At 46.8% G+C, this 15,430-nt stretch carries 15 protein-coding genes; 9 read left to right on the plus strand and 6 right to left on the minus strand.

Annotated features, from left to right (window positions below; translation table 11 throughout):
* Nucleotides 1-19: 19 nt before the first annotated feature.
* The 4 genes from hutH to uvsE form a co-directional block, all read right to left on the minus strand.
* Nucleotides 20-1,537 (minus strand): histidine ammonia-lyase, encoded by a 1,518-nt coding sequence (hutH, locus tag AB1L17_RS04020; RefSeq protein WP_412843349.1) that lies wholly within the window; start codon nucleotides 1,535-1,537, stop codon nucleotides 20-22.
* 334 nt (nucleotides 1,538-1,871) lie between these two features.
* Nucleotides 1,872-2,063: a hypothetical protein gene (locus AB1L17_RS04025; RefSeq protein WP_412843350.1), complete on the minus strand. Its 192-nt coding sequence runs from the start codon at nucleotides 2,061-2,063 to the stop codon at nucleotides 1,872-1,874.
* Nucleotides 2,064-2,495 carry a hypothetical protein gene (locus tag AB1L17_RS04030; protein WP_412843351.1) on the minus strand — a complete coding sequence of 144 codons (432 nt, stop codon included), beginning with the start codon at nucleotides 2,493-2,495 and terminating at the stop codon, nucleotides 2,064-2,066. It abuts the gene before it with no gap.
* A 397-nt stretch (nucleotides 2,496-2,892) separates the two neighbouring features.
* Nucleotides 2,893-3,819 (minus strand): UV DNA damage repair endonuclease UvsE, encoded by a 927-nt coding sequence (gene uvsE / locus AB1L17_RS04035; protein WP_412843352.1) that lies wholly within the window; start codon nucleotides 3,817-3,819, stop codon nucleotides 2,893-2,895.
* A 143-nt stretch (nucleotides 3,820-3,962) separates the two neighbouring features.
* Between uvsE and AB1L17_RS04040 the strand changes: the two genes are divergently transcribed.
* From AB1L17_RS04040 to AB1L17_RS04080, 9 genes are all read left to right on the plus strand, one after another.
* A complete protein-coding gene (locus AB1L17_RS04040) occupies nucleotides 3,963-6,401 on the plus strand; it encodes an EAL domain-containing protein (protein WP_412843353.1) in 2,439 nt (812 codons plus the stop codon).
* Nucleotides 6,402-6,524: 123 nt separating this feature from the next.
* Nucleotides 6,525-6,662 carry a hypothetical protein gene (locus AB1L17_RS04045; protein WP_412843354.1) on the plus strand — a complete coding sequence of 46 codons (138 nt, stop codon included), beginning with the start codon at nucleotides 6,525-6,527 and terminating at the stop codon, nucleotides 6,660-6,662.
* 15 nt (nucleotides 6,663-6,677) lie between these two features.
* Complete coding sequence (locus AB1L17_RS04050; RefSeq protein ID WP_412843355.1) at nucleotides 6,678-8,204, plus strand: amino acid permease; 1,527 nt, start codon at nucleotides 6,678-6,680, stop codon at nucleotides 8,202-8,204.
* A gap of 833 nt (nucleotides 8,205-9,037) precedes the next feature.
* Nucleotides 9,038-9,478 carry a hypothetical protein gene (locus AB1L17_RS04055; RefSeq protein WP_412843356.1) on the plus strand — a complete coding sequence of 147 codons (441 nt, stop codon included), beginning with the start codon at nucleotides 9,038-9,040 and terminating at the stop codon, nucleotides 9,476-9,478.
* Between the two features lie 266 nt (nucleotides 9,479-9,744).
* Nucleotides 9,745-10,920 carry an amidohydrolase gene (locus tag AB1L17_RS04060; protein WP_412843357.1) on the plus strand — a complete coding sequence of 392 codons (1,176 nt, stop codon included), beginning with the start codon at nucleotides 9,745-9,747 and terminating at the stop codon, nucleotides 10,918-10,920.
* Between the two features lie 25 nt (nucleotides 10,921-10,945).
* A complete protein-coding gene (locus AB1L17_RS04065) occupies nucleotides 10,946-11,776 on the plus strand; it encodes a DUF3100 domain-containing protein (RefSeq protein ID WP_412843358.1) in 831 nt (276 codons plus the stop codon).
* Complete coding sequence (locus tag AB1L17_RS04070) at nucleotides 11,773-12,210, plus strand: hypothetical protein (RefSeq protein ID WP_412843359.1); 438 nt, start codon at nucleotides 11,773-11,775, stop codon at nucleotides 12,208-12,210. Before AB1L17_RS04065 ends, AB1L17_RS04070 begins: the two co-directional genes overlap by 4 nt.
* Nucleotides 12,211-12,304: 94 nt before the next feature.
* Nucleotides 12,305-13,093: an ABC transporter ATP-binding protein gene (locus AB1L17_RS04075; RefSeq protein ID WP_412843360.1), complete on the plus strand. Its 789-nt coding sequence runs from the start codon at nucleotides 12,305-12,307 to the stop codon at nucleotides 13,091-13,093.
* Between the two features lie 94 nt (nucleotides 13,094-13,187).
* The gene (locus AB1L17_RS04080; RefSeq protein ID WP_412843361.1) at nucleotides 13,188-13,877 is read left to right on the plus strand and encodes an MBL fold metallo-hydrolase; all 690 of its coding nucleotides are present in this window, start codon (nucleotides 13,188-13,190) and stop codon (nucleotides 13,875-13,877) included.
* Nucleotides 13,878-13,976: 99 nt separating this feature from the next.
* Here the strand turns inward: AB1L17_RS04080 and AB1L17_RS04085 are convergent, their stop codons facing one another.
* Together AB1L17_RS04085 and AB1L17_RS04090 are read right to left on the minus strand one after the other, a co-directional pair.
* Nucleotides 13,977-14,630: a SurA N-terminal domain-containing protein gene (locus AB1L17_RS04085; protein ID WP_412843362.1), complete on the minus strand. Its 654-nt coding sequence runs from the start codon at nucleotides 14,628-14,630 to the stop codon at nucleotides 13,977-13,979.
* Between the two features lie 108 nt (nucleotides 14,631-14,738).
* Nucleotides 14,739-15,425, minus strand: a complete 687-nt coding sequence (locus tag AB1L17_RS04090; RefSeq protein WP_412843363.1) for a tetratricopeptide repeat protein — start codon at nucleotides 15,423-15,425, stop codon at nucleotides 14,739-14,741.
* Nucleotides 15,426-15,430: the final 5 nt, after the last annotated feature.

Consider the following 15,430-nt stretch of genomic DNA (forward strand, 5'->3'; position numbering starts at 1 on the left):
GGTTCCTATACACGAACGATCAATTCGGAGTGAAGGCCAGAGTCCCTCGCTGGATCAGCTCTTCTGTCTTTACCAAATCAGGATGCATTTCGCGGTCTTCGTGGAGGCGAGGAATGGCACGGCGCAATTCTTCATAGGCTCTCGCTGTCCCTACTCCCAGATCTCCGGAGCCAAAATCAATGGCTTGTGCTGCTGCCAAATACTCAATGGCAAGCACCTTGGTGACATTCGATACGATCGTGCGAAGCTTGCGAGCCGATGTTGTTCCCATGCTGACATGGTCTTCCTGATTGGCAGACGATGGGATCGAATCGACCGATGCAGGATGACATAGCACCTTGTTTTCCGAAACGATGGAAGCGGCTACATATTGCGTAATCATAAAACCGGAATGAAGTCCGCCATTTTCCGTTAAAAACCCGGGTAGACCACTTAGCTGTGGATTGACGAGACGTTCTGTGCGGCGCTCTGAAATGTTTGCCAGCTCAGCCATCGCGATTGCAAGGAAATCAGCCGCGAACGCCATCGGCTGACCGTGAAAATTACCGCCGGAAATGACATCGCCTGTTTCTGTGAAAAGAATGGGATTATCCGTGACGCTATTGCACTCACGAGTCACTGTGGTCCAGACATACTCCAGTGTATCACGAGTTGCGCCGTGCACTTGCGGGAGGCAACGCAGACTGTACGGATCCTGTACGCGCAGCTCACCCTGCTGGGTCGTTCGTTTGCTGCCGGCCAAGTGCTGAAGCAAGCGTTTCGCTGATTCTTGCTGTCCTGGATGCGGTCTGACGAGATGTAGCTGTGGATCAAAGGCTTTTGGAATGCCGCGAAGCGCCTCGATCGTCATGGCAGCAATTAATTCAGCGCTTTCCAGCAGAATTCGCGAATCGTACAAGGCGAGGCAGAGCTGTGCAGTCATGGCCTGTGTGCCATTAATCAGAGCCAGACCCTCTTTTGCCTCCAGTCGAATAGGAGAGAGCCCCACTTCACGCAGCGCTTCTTTGCCAGATAGACGTTTTCCATTGACGAGTGCTTCACCTTTGCCGAGCATGACCAATACCATATGAGCGAGAGGGGCTAGATCGCCGCTGGCCCCAAGAGAGCCTTGTTGTGGAATGAGCGGGTGAACACCGCGGTTGCACAGTTCTACGAGATGAAGCAAGGTTTCTTCACGAATTCCGGAAAAGCCTTTTGCCAAAGCATTAATACGTAATGCCATCATGGCACGGACAACTTCGACAGCATAAGGCTCACCCATACCGCAAGCATGACTCATAATCAAGTTTTCTTGCAGCTTGCTTACATCCTCATCGTGGATCATGACGTCGGAGAATTTCCCAAAGCCGGTTGTGATTCCATATACGACCTGCTGTTGGGAGACCATTCTCTCGACCATGGCACGGGACGTACGAACATTTTCAAGTGCTTCTTCGGTTAATTGGATGTGGACGCCGTTTCGTGCGATGGAAACAACGTCGTTGATTTGTAGCTGGTCCCCATTCATTTTCAATACGTTTGCTTGTTGTTGATTCATCTGTAATTTCCTCCTTTAGCAGAGCAGAGAACGAAAAGAGCGAGGGGTTAGGATATCATATCCTAACCCCTCGCTCGAGAGTGTATATGTGATTGGATGAACTTCTTGTAAGCCTGCTTTTTGGCGGCATACGTTCTTCCTCACTTTCGTCCATGTGCAACTGTCTGATTATTTTATTTATTGTTGTTATTGTATCAAATGTGAACGTGTAGTCAAGGCGATCTTGTCACGGCGGCTTCCCTAGAGAAGAAAAAACGGGCTTAGTCCATTTTTTCGAACTGGGCGAGAGTCGTCTCTCGAGTGGGATAAATGTCATACCATGTACTGTGTTAGTTCATCCGAAAGGACGTGTAGATTCCGTGGAAAAGCGACGTAAGATGCCGCCAATGCCTACCGCACTCCCAAGGCGTCCTAAAGAAATGCCGAAACCGCCTTCTTCAGCGATGCCATTGCCATCTCCATCGATGCCTTCACCAATGAAGCCATCAACTGAAAAACCGAGTTCGGAAAGTCCACTCAATCCCAATCATTCCATTCCTGCCCGCCCGATGCCACAAAAACCGATCATGCCAGCTCCCAATCTGGCGAATCCGAATGTACCAAATGTGATGCCACCCAATCGGATGCCAGCCAATCCAATGCCGCCTAATCCAATGCCCCCGAATCGGATGCCTGCGAACCCGATGCCAAATCCTTTCCCTAATGTCAGGCCAAATGAGAGCCCGAACTTGAGACCAAATGTTCGACCAAATGTCAGACCAAATGTCAGACCGAATGAGAGCCCAAATATGAGACCAAATGTCAGACCGAACGTAAGGCCGAATGAAAGTCCAAACATGCCGCCAAACATGAGACCAAACATGAGACCGAATGTCGGACCAAATGTACGACCGAACGAGAGCCCAAACATGAGGCCAAATTTAAGACCAAATATACGGCCAAATATCAGACCAAACATTATGCCGAATGTGCGACCAAATGATAACATAGCAAAGGATCTGGAGCTGTACCTGTTCAAATTCCAATTCCATATGGACCGGATGCAATATTTCCGCCACAAATGCGAAGAGCATCGTGAAAATCGCCGTAAATTCATGGATTACCGCAGACACTACAGGCATCATGAACGAAGAATGCGGCATTATCATGACCGTTGCCAATTATGGAATGATGGAAGCAGTTCCTTCGGGCGAGGTTCTTCATCATCTTCAAGTGGCAGAGGCTCCTCTTCCGGCGGGTACGATTATAGGTATAGACGGGGTTCTAGAGATAGACACGGGTGTGACTGCGGATGTTCATTTTGAAGCGCACGAGCGAGGACGCCAGCTAACTAAGCGGCGTCCTTATCTCCATGCTCACTTGGTAAATGCTTCGACAGCGACTCCTTTTTTCTTCAGCTCGCGTCTTAATGTCAGTAGGGCATCATCTTTATTTTTGCATTCCAATACAATGTCTACATTGTAGTCGGTAAGCGCACTGACAAATGTAAGGAAAGCATCTGGATCAATATCGTCTGCATGAGAGCGGAACTCTTTTTCCGATTTAGGAGAGGACATATGCATCTTCGGAGTACGATATCCCCAGGTTTGAATAATGCGTGGAAGGTATTCCGTCCAGTCTTCACCGTCAGAATGACAAGAATGGTGATGAATATCAAGAACCATGGGCACACCGATCCGCTCGCATAATTCCAATACCTCCCGCATCGTAAAAGACATGTCATCATTTTCTACAACTAATCGCCTTTTTACGTTCTCAGGTAGCAGCTCGAAATTGGATGCAAATCGATCAAGCGAAGAAGCTTTGTCCTCGTATACGCCTCCTACATGAGTCACCAGCACGGAATTATCGTCGAGTCCAAGTAAATCAAATACTTTCGCATGGTAGGAAAAATCGGCGATCGTCGTTTCCAGCACAGAAGGCTTGTCACTGTTAAGAATGCTGTAGTGCCCAGGATGTGCAGTCAGGCGAATGCCATTGTTGCGGATAAAGGTACCAGCTTTCTGGAAATCCCAAGCGAATTCTTTTCCCCAATCCCATTCAGCGGCCACTGGATGAGTAGCCAACGGAACAAATTCGGACGGAAGACGATACAAAAAGATGTGATTCTCAACGTTGTAAGCGAGCAGATCCATTAAATTGAAGAAGTTAGCTTGCATGACTTGACGCAGCTTTTTTAACCGGGCTTGTGGGTCCAATTTATTTACTTGGGCGACGGTTGTTTTCTTGTTTGGATTGTTTTTCGTCTTGACACTGATACACGCATAGCCCATACGGATCAAGGAAATCTCCCTCCTATCGGCAGCACTCGTCTGTAGTATCCCCAAATGCGAATGACGTCGCCTTCTTGCCATGAAATTATAAAACGGATAAGATGGGAGAATGTCACAGCAACGTGTGTATAGCAGCATGTAAGGAGAATGTAATGAATAGTCTTAACCAATCTTATAGTATGACACTGGTTTTCCTCTCTTATTTTATTTCAGCAATGGCGTCATACACAGCGTTAGATTTAGGCGCACGTCTCCATTATGCAAAAGGCAGGGGACGTGTATTTTGGTTATGTGCAGGAGCCATTTCCATGGGGCTTGGTATTTGGGCCATGCATTTTGTTGCCATGCTTGCCTTGCATTTGCCCATTGCCGTCCAGTATGACTACCTGATTGTATTTTTCTCGATTGTACTGGCCATTTTATCTTCAGCGATTACATTATGGATCGTGAGCGAGCAGTCTATGTCCAAAACACGGGTCGTTACAGGCTCGGTGATCATTGGATCTGGTATTGCCGGGATGCATTACACCGGTATGGCAGCTATGCTGATGAATGCCACGATTATTTATAATTGGGTATGGTTCACTGTATCTATATGGGTTGCCATTATTGTTTCCATGGTAGCGCTGATTCTGACGTTTCAACTACGCACGGTAGACCCAGTGAAAGGACTCTGGCGAAAAATTTTTGCAGGGCTCTTGATGGGGGCAGCCATCACTGGCATGCACTATACAGGTATGTACGCTACAACCTTTGTCGCTCATCAAAACACGGCCATGGGAGTAATCACGGATGATGATTCGGGTCTAATCGCTTACATGATCGGAATTGTTATTGTGTTGATCCTTCTCGTGACCTTGGCTTCTATCTATGTGGACAAGCAGTTTGCAGGGAAGACCTTGCGCATTCTGGAGAGTGATCAACGCTATAAATCACTATTTGAGCACAATTACGACGGCGTAATCTTCTACTCCATTGACGGTAGCCAAAGCGTCATGAATCCAGCAGCGATAAGACTGACGAAAGAGCGGAGCTTACCCCTCGAAAAATTGAAGACGATGTGTCCCGCCTCAGATGCTCAGCTCATCACGACACATTTCGTGAGTGCGGTTGAAGGGGAAGCGCGCAACTACGAAATTACGTTGACGACGACCGAGAACAATCTGCTCCATCTGAACATCACCCATATTCCGGTATTTGCAGATCAGATAATAACGGGCGTATTCATGATTGTAAGAGACATTACGAATAAGAAGGAATACGAGGCAAAAATCAATTATCTCGCTTTTCACGATTCCTTGACGGGTCTGCCGAATCGACGTTTTGTCGAACAGCAGTTGGATCATATGATCATGGAGGCAAAGAAAACGAATCAGCAGGTATACGTGTTGTTTCTTGATCTCGACCATTTCAAGCTGGTGAATGATTCCCTGGGCCATGATTTTGGCGACCTGCTGCTCCAGGAAGCTTCCGTACGATTGAAGGCGTGTGCACGAGAGAAAGGAATGGTGAGCAGGCTTGGCGGAGACGAATTTATGGTGATTCTTACCGATGTCACGGAAGAGGAAGTTTCCGCAATGGCAACTGAAATCAATGTAAGAATTGAACAGCCATTTCTTATTCACGGGCACGAGCTATTCATAACAACAAGTATCGGAATATCCCGATATCCAGAGGATGGGCAAGACAGAAGTGTCTTGATGCGAAACGCAGATGCGGCCATGTATGCAGCAAAAGACAAAGGAAAGAACAGCTTCCACTTGTACGTACCGAATCTTGAGCAAGCAGTCAGTGACAAAATGAACATTCAAAATGAATTGAACCGCGCATTGGCTCGTAACGAATTTTTGCTGCATTACCAGCCACAGGTTAGTGCCAAATCGGGAGAAATCGTTGGTGTAGAAGCGCTCATTCGTTGGGAGCATCCTGAGCGTGGCTTGCTATTGCCAGACCAGTTCATCCATGTAGCGGAAGAAACCGGTTTGATCGTACCGATTGGAGAGTGGGTGCTTCGGACAGCCTGCACACAGAACAAGCAATGGCAGGCACAAGGGTTGTCGCCGCTTCGTGTAGCCGTGAATCTTTCTGCCCGTCAATTCCTCAAGCAAGACTTTACCCAGATGGTCGCTGAAATCCTGGAGCAGACGGGATTAGCACCGGAATATTTGGAGCTTGAGATCACTGAAAGCAGTATGATTGATGTCCAACGAGCCACACAGGCACTTAAGGAACTGAAGCAGCTAGGCGTACATGTAGCCATTGATGATTTTGGAACAGGCTATAGCTCTCTTTACTATCTAAAAGAATTTCCTTTGAATCGTTTGAAAATAGATCGCTCATTTGTACGTGATATGATCGAGCAGCCTTCCAATCAGGCCATCGTGTCGACGATAATTTCCATGGCCCATCATTTGCAATTGAACGTGATCGCAGAAGGAGTGGAAACGAAGGAGGAGCTTGCTTTTTTACAGGCACATCTATGTGAAGAGGTTCAAGGCTATTTGTTCAGCAAACCTTTGCCAAGTGAAGACGTAGCGTATTATCTGCAAGCCCAAAAAGGTGCCAGTTATCAAGAGGAGCAGCTCTCATGAGTTGCTCTTTTGTTTTGCTCAAGCGAGCGAAATGAGGTGGTCTAGCAGAAGAATTGATACGTAAAATGTACTATTCCTGCCATCTTGTCAAGTAATTGCATCTAGGACGAAAGGAGGGAGACTATGCTTGCTCTGGGTGTCATCTTATTGCTTGTTACGATTGGAGTTGCCATAGCCATTGGATATCGGGCAAACGAAAGCGTCCGGCAATTTGATGAAAGCGCACATGAGAGCTTTATCGGTTCCCAATCAGAGAAGTGAGGGGAGGGATAACAGATGCAGCAGGAAAAAGAACAGCAATTACTCGAGGATAAGAAAGACCTGAACAAGTTTGGGTATGCGCAGGAATTATTAAGAGATATGGGTGGCTTTTCGAACTTTGCGATCTCATTTTCAATCATATCTATTTTGACAGGTGCTGTTTCTTTGTACGGTCACGGTCTCTTGTATGGCGGTTCAGGAATGATGGGCTTCGGTTGGACGTTAGTGGCGCTATTCGTCATTCTGATTGCAGCATCTATGTCCGAACTCGCATCAGCCATCCCTACAGCTGGGGCGTTGTATCACTGGGCAGCGATTTTAGGAAGCAAACGATGGGGCTGGTATACCGCATGGATTAATCTCATCGGCCAAATCGGGATTGTCGCGGGTATAGACTATTCGTTCTCATTGTTTGCCGATCCGCTGCTCGCCAGTGCTTTTGGCTATACTTCGACAGAAACGACCACGTTAATTTTGTTCGGGATAACACTGTTGCTGCATGGCACATTTAATCACATTGGAATTCGGCTGGTGGCCAGGTTAAATGACTTTTCAGCTTGGTATCATATCGGTGTAGTTATCATCCTTGTCGGAAGCCTCGTGTTTTTCTCCCGCCATGATTTGCAACCGCTTGATTACCTCTTTCAAGTAGGGCAAACGTTTTCTGACAAACCGTACGCGATTGCTTTTTTGATTGGATTGTTACAAGCACAGTGGACATTCACTGGCTATGATGCATCTGCGCATACGATCGAAGAAACGATTAACCCGCGTGTTCGTGCCGCTTGGGGAATTTATACGTCTGTGGCCTTTTCCTTTATTTTTGGCTTTATCATGCTTGCTTTTGTCACCTTGTCGATAAAAAACGCAGCGGCTGCGAGCGAAGCGGACAACGCATTTATTTATGTCATTAGCGAGGCATTAGGCGGGACATTCGGTTCGGTTGTGCTATGGCTGGTCACCTTTGCAATGTGGTTCTGCGGCTTGGCTTCGATTACTTCCTTTTCGAGAATGTTGTATGCGTTTTCACGTGATAAAGGAATGCCGTGGAGCCGCCATTGGGCAGAAATATCAACCAAGTACAGAACACCGGCAAAAGCGATCTGGCTGGTGATCATTCTTTCATTCGCGCTTGCCTTGTTCGATTACATCGTGAAAAGTATCAATCCGAACACGTCGTATACCACCTTGGCCTTTCTTACGGCGGTCAGTGTCGTTGGGCTTTATGTCGCCTACGGTATTCCGTTGTATCTCAAGCTTCGTGCGGAGGCACAAGGATTATTTCAACGGAAGCATTACGGACCCTGGAATTTGGGGAACTGGAGCAAGCCTATCAATGTACTGAGTCTGCTCTGGATCGTCTTTATTTCGATCATGATGGTGATTCCCCCCAATCAAACAGCTGGTTACGCCTTGATTGTCATGTTCATTGTCTTACTGATCATGGATTTGGCTTATTATCGGAAGCACTTCGAGGGCCCACAAGCTGCATTGGGCAACTCGGAGGAAGAAATAAAACGTCAGGAAGCAAAATATCAGTAAATGCGTAACTGCACGAGGCCTCCCTTTGTCCGTAATGGCAGGGGAGGCTCTTCTTTGTTCACGTAGCAGAAAGTATAAGTTTGAGGAGGTATAAGAGCCCCCCTTTTTTTGCTTTTTGATACGATGAAGATATGGAGACAAACATTCTTAGATAATAAATGGATGTAAGTTGTTTGTATACGAGGGGTGCATGCGGCTGTAGTGGGGAGAAGAATATTTCCAGTCTAGGCTCCAGGCTCCGTCCAGCTGGGAAGTGTGCACTGCCCGCTCCGAAGGGATTAGCGGGGAAACGCAAAAGAGGTAGCCGCTTCGTCGCATGGGCACGTTGCGTTTCTGTTGCCCGCTAATCCCTTCTCCGCTCGGTAGGACTCCACAAGTCGCTACGTCTGGAAATATTCTTCTCTGGCGTAACTGACTCCATTTTTCCATTCTTTTAAAAACCGAATAACTAGGAAAGCTTGTACGTGTTGGGCTACTTTGGAAGCGGATTTCAGTTCAACGAAGGTTACGCCAAAGGCTTGGGCATTGTGAAGATTATCTCTCAGTCTATACTGTTAAGGTTGGTCTTCTTAGGTTTAGAAGGTATCGATGAACGAACAAAGCTGGTGAGAAGAAAAAGCACAGGGCTCGTAGACCTTGACAACGCCTACCCAGTGAATCCCCCTGCTGGCGTGTCAGAGTCGAAGAGAACTGTGCTTTTTCTTCTCCTCCACTATGTTGACTCAATTCAGAAGGACCTTAATAGGTCTTTCTTAAGAGGAACGAATGGTATAACGAATGGCTGAGGACGAAAAGCTACCAATAGAAATGAAAAAGAAACCAATCGGAGGAACATGATGAAAAGAATGGGCTGGACACTTGCAATAGGAATCGCGCTAATGATGGCTCAGTCGACAGCTTTTTTGGTTCATGCGAGTGAGGTAAATACCTCGAATCGTTATCAGGTCGCAGGAATAACGAATCCAAAGGCCTTTGAAGCTTTTTTCGTGAAACTGCAAGAAGCAGTCAAAAAAAATGATCAGACAGAAGTCGCCAAACAGATGAGGTATCCACTGCGTGTGAACAAAGACGGAAAAAGTCTCTTCATTAAAGATGAAAAGCAATTTCTGGCAGACTACGATCAGATCATAACGGAAAAGGTGAAGGAAGCGTTTTTGCACCAAAAGGTTAACGATACGTTTGTCAATGATCAAGGAGTGATGGTAGGAAATGGTGAAATGTGGCTCGGGCAATTTTTGGATCGCTTCGCGGTTTTCGCAATCAATGTAGACTAGAGGGAGGGCTTTTCAATAGAAAAGCTCCAAACCTAGCAGTGTGAATGTTTTCATTGTTCCAAATCGTATATTTTACATGGACATTGTCGATAGAAAATTCTAAAATAACTAATAAATAGACAGCGGCGGATGTAGATTCGACAGCCGTGTCCTTGTGGAATGGACATTTGTTATTTTCAACGTTCCGTGATAGAATTCACAAAACGATATTTTTTTTAGCTAAACTTAACTGACTCGGAAAATTTTGAGGGAAAAGGAGTGATTGTGTGAGTTGGGATACAAAAAAATGGGCGGACGAAGTAGCTGAGCAGGTTGTCGCATGGCGACGCTATCTCCATCAGAATCCAGAATTGTCGTTTGAAGAAGAGAAGACGTCTCAATATATTTATGAAACGTTGGAATCTTTCGGGAATTTAGAGCTTTCGCGTCCTACGAAAACGAGTGTTGTTGCACGTCTGATCGGATCACAGCCAGGAAAAGTTCTTGGCATTCGTGCTGACATTGACGCTCTGCCGATCCATGAAGAAAATGAAGTGCCTTACGCATCGGGAAAAGCTGGAGTGATGCATGCGTGCGGACATGACGGTCATACCGCTATGCTGTTGGGAGCCGCAAAGATTTTGTCACAGTACAAGGACCAAATCAAAGGCGAGGTTCGTTTCTTTTTCCAGCATGCCGAGGAGCTGCCGCCGGGTGGCGCTGTTGAAATCGTAAGAGCGGGTGCAGCAGACGGATTGGATTCGATTATCGGCATTCATTTGGCGTCGTACATGCCTGTCGGGAAATTCGGTGTACTTTACGGCGCACTTACCTCCTCGACAGACCGATTCGATATCAAGATTCAGGGTAAAGGCGGGCACTCCTCCCAACCGGAAACGACCGTTGACCCTATCGTCATTGGTGCACAGGTTATTACGGGCTTGCAGCAAATTGTCTCTCGTAATGTCAGTGCATTGGACAAGGTTGTCATTTCGGTGACGATGCTGAATGCAGGGACCGCGTACAACATCATTCCAGATTCGATGACATTGACAGGCTCCACACGCTGCTTTGATGCTGAAATCCGCAAAAATATTCCGATATGGATCGAACGGATTCTCAAAGGAATTACCGAAGCACATGGCGCAACTTATGAGCTCACTTTCTCGCACGGCTACACATCGGTTGTCAATGATCAGCAGGTGACGAAGCTGATGGAGGATACGATCCGGGAGCGCTGGGGAGAAGAGGATATTCTCTACATCGATCCATTGATGCCAGGTGAGGATTTCTCTGAGTATTTGAAAAAAGCTCCGGGCTGCTTTATTCAATTGGGCGCTGGCAATCCGGACAAAGGCTTCACGTATCCACATCACCATCCACGCTTTGATTTTGATGAGGATGCGCTGGTACGGGGAGTGGAATTGTTTGTTCGGGCAGCTCAAAAGGTAGTCATGGAATAGAGCTAGATAATAAGGGGGATTTTGTATGGCAGAGAGACGCGTCAATGAGTACAAGCTGCATTTCATCGTACTTGCTCTCGTCGCATTGACAGAATTTATCGGGACAAAGAAAATCAGTATTGGGATCGGGGTTATCGCTCTGTTTCCGATGCTCTATGCGCTCGTTTTAGGTGGCGCAATCAGCTGGCCAAAGTTTAAATTTTTGAACGAAAAAGAAATGAATGTCGCAGCGAATATTTTAGGCGTTTCATTCTTGATCTTTATTGCGAAGCTGGGAGCCAATATCGGTCCTGAGCTGCCTAAGCTGCTCGGCTCTGGTGTATCCTTGATTGTTCAGGAGATGGGACACATTGTGGGGACGATCGCTCTCGGCCTGCCAGTCGCATTATGGCTCGGCCTGAAGCGTGAATCAATCGGGGCGACTTATTCTCTCGATCGTGAGCCAAACCTGGCGATTATCGTTGAAAAGTTCGGTGCGAACTCTGCCGAAGCGCGCGGAGCATTGGGTGTATATGTTTGCGGAACCTTGTTTGGTGCTATTTATATGTCGATTCTTGCGAGTGTTTTAGGAAGTAGCGGTTTGTTTCACCCGATCTCTCTGGCAATGGGAGCAGCAGTTGGCTCCGGTAGTATGATGGCAGCTGCTACAGGCTCACTGGCAGTTATTTTCCCAGAAGCTGAAAAAGACATTGCCTTCTATTCTGGAGCGGCAAACTTGATGATGAGTATCGTCGGAACGTACGTATGCATCTTCTTCTCCTTGCCGGTCACACAAAAGCTATACAATTGGTTGGAGCCGATTATTGGCCGTAAAAGCGCTTCTTCTGCAGCAGAAGGGGGGAGAAAAAGCGCATGAATCAGATCTTGACGATTTTTATCATTGGCTTCATTGCTCTTATCGGTAACTGGATTGGATATAAAGTGCCGATCATGGAATCTTTGCCAGGTATTTTGCTGCTGGCAGTCATTACACTGGTGGGAATGGGCTTCACTCGCATTCTTCCGTTCAAATCGCCAGTCATTGTATGGATTTCTCTGTTTGCCATGCTGGCGACATCCCCATTTTTTCCTGGGAACGAATATACCGCCGCAGCGATTGCGAAGATCAATCTGTTGGCATTGGCGACGCCAATCCTCGCGTATGCAGGTCTGTCACTCGGGAAAGATGTTCATCTATTCAAGCAGCTTAGCTGGCGTATCGTGGTCGTATCTCTCGTAGTCTTTACCGGTACGTTCCTATTCGCTACTTTGTTCGCAGAGATTGTATTCAAGATTCAAGGCAAATTTTAACGAAACTGTTTTCGTGTTAGAGCCTCCGTGTGCTTCCTTCTGCCATGGAGGTTCTTTTCACATACCACCGTAAGAGGTCAGGAGTGGAGAGAGCATGATTATTGATGTGAGAAATGTTACCTGGCAAAGAGATGAGACGACGATTCTGCGAGACATTGCTTGGCAAGTGCAAGACAATGAGCATTGGTGTTTAGTCGGATTAAATGGCTCGGGTAAAACAAGTTTGCTGAATATCATCTGTGGCTATGTGTGGCCGACGAGGGGGGAGGTCAGTGTATTAGGCAATCTCTATGGGACAGTCGACTTGCGAGAGGTGCGCAAATCGATTGGTTGGGTGAGCACTGCGTTGATGGCACAGCTTCATGAGCATGAAACAGCACTCCGTGTCGTTTTAAGTGGACGCGAGGCAACGATCGGCTTGTACTCCGTACCGGAGGCAGCAGATGTGGAAAAAGCGTCTGACTTACTCGAATCATTTGGATGTGGTGCATTAAAAAACAGACGGTTTGGCGCTTTATCGCAAGGGGAGAGACAAAAAATACTGATTGCGCGTGCATTGATGGCTTCTCCACGACTGCTCATCCTGGACGAACCTTGTACCGGACTGGATTTGCTCTCACGGGAACAGCTGCTGGCCATGATTGAGCAGATTGCCCAGCAGCCGAAGGGACCTACCCTCATCTACGTCACCCATCACATTGAAGAGATTTTGCCTTGCTTTACGCATACGTTGCTGCTAAAAGCTGGTGAAGTAGACCAGGCTGGAAAAACGGAAGAGGTACTTACTGCTAGGCGCCTGACAAACTTTTTTGGTGTTCCTGTCCACATTCAACATTCGCAGGGCCGTTCATGGGTAAGCTTGGGGGAAGAAGCAACAGTTTGAGTAGGATAAGTTTGGTATGAATCAGCACGGTTGTGTATGATTGTGTATAATATCAATAAGAAATTGTATCTGGGAGGAGAGGAGAGATGGAGGCATGAACAATGTGATTGCACCAATCACAGACTCCACCTGGGCGATCATCACCTATGAAGAAGCGTGGATGAGCTACGTTAACAGCTATGTGATCAAACAAGGGAATGCCTTTGTATTGATTGATTCTCACCAGCGCAAGCAACGTTCGTTTTTTCAGCAAGCGTTGGATGAGATCGGGGTCAAGCCAGAGCTAATGGACTATGTCTACTTCACTCATCGACATGCTGATCATATCGGAAACGCCGATATGTTCCCTTCACGAAACAATTGGATTCACCTCGATGATTATTACGAGCTGGACGATTTTTCACAGACGCTATTCGGTCATACGTTTACGGGTAGTGGGGGAGACCTTCCTTCGCTGCGCTTTCGACAGCTTTCTTTCCATACAGAAGGCTCGGTTGCCTTCTTTGATCCGCAGACGAAAATATGCTTTGTTGGTGATCATCTGTGCTTTGAAAAAACAGAGCTCGGACAAATCGTTGGCGGGGAAATAGACTGTCGGACAGCTTATCAAGAACAACTGAAGCAGTGGGTAGCACGCGAACCCGAACGTGCGGTGGAGTATACGGAGGGCTTGGAGTTATTGCTGGATTGGCCCATTGAGTACTTAGCCACTGGCCATGGCCCGATTCTGCAAGGCGAAATTGCGCCGTTTTTGCAGGAGCTTATTGCCATTGCCCGTCCATAACATGCAGAACGCAAACATTTTCGCTTGCTTTTTCGAAGCCTGCATGACAAAAAAGACTTGTGCGCCCGAACAGGCTGACACAAGTCTTTTTTGTACGATTTATTTGGAAGCAGGAAGTTCTGCTTTGTCTTCTTCTTTCTCTTTATCCTCTACTTTTTCAAATGCTTTGTCCAAAATTTCGACGTCATGCTTTTGCTTCAATTCTTTGATCCATTTACTCATATTGGAACGCTTGTTTTTATCTTTTACTTTCTCGGTTACCTTTGGACGTACTTCTTCCAGCGTACCGCCGAGCTTTTCTTTGTTTTTCTCATAGTATTCCTTGATTTGCTCTTCGGTGATCGGGTACGCCTTCTCGAACATCTTGTCCCTAATCATGATCAAACGTGATCTCTCACGCAATTCATCCTCGGTAATTTCTTCTTCAGCCAAATACTCTTGGAATTTCTCTGGTCCCATTTTTTCTTTGATCGGGTTAATTTTTGCGTCCAGTTCCTGATCCGTTACAGTAACTCCCTGTGCGATCGCTTCTTGTTTGTACACTTCCTTCGTGATGAGATCAGACATCACGCGTTTCCCAGATTCTTTTTTCATAGCCTCGTATGCTTGGTCCTTGGAAATAGAGACATTACCGACTTTTGCCAGCGTTTCCGAAGAGGAGGCAGCAGATTCATTCCCTGGAGTACAGCCAACCACAGCGAGACTGAGCAAGAGTCCTGATACAGCAAGTATGGAAACATTAAATTTTTTCATTTCAAATGACCTCACTTTCTGATAGTAATACGACTTTTCATAGAGCAGCGTTACGGGTACCTCAAAATAAAAACCGCACACATAAAGCCATGTGCGGTCGTCTATCGTTTAGCTTGCTTGTGTAGAGGCTTTTTTCCACTCTTCCATGCGTTTTTCCAGTTCAGCGCGATTCAGGTGCAAAAAGCTGGCTGATTTGTCCATCAATTGCTTGAGATGGGATAGGGCTCGCTCGTAATTTCCTTTGGCAGCTTCGATCTCTGCCAAGCAGTAGAGCTTCCAGTCTTTTGCCGAGCGTTTGCTGGCGATCAACTGGTAAGCCTCCAGTGCGCTCTCTACTTCACCCAGTCGAGCGTGAGAGCAGGCAATCAGAGCTAACGAATCAGTCATACCTTGATCACGCTGATAAATACGAAACGCCACTTCCAATGATTCACTGTACCGTTCAGAAGAATAGTAGACGATCGCCAGGTTGTAGAACAAGTAGTGAATCATGGCTTGATTGAATAAGGTTGGTCGTTCCTTACAGACGTTAATTCCTTGAACGATATATTTTTCGGCCATTTCGTAATTGCCAAGCATGATCTCATGTGTTGATTTATCCAGCATAGCAACAGCACGGGCACGATTCTTCCGATAGGAAGCCTCCAGCCACCGCAACCGAATATCCAAGCGGCGCTTAAAAAGATTAGCCATATACTGAAAGCGGAAGGGCCAGTGCAAGCGAAGAAACATAACCAACAGCACGGCTGCAATTCCTGCCAGCGTTGATGTCAAATTAAAACTCAAATACTCCACGTAGT

Origin of the sequence: Brevibacillus jepli (genome assembly GCF_047229145.1) — a bacterium.
Taxonomy (GTDB): domain Bacteria; phylum Bacillota; class Bacilli; order Brevibacillales; family Brevibacillaceae; genus Brevibacillus.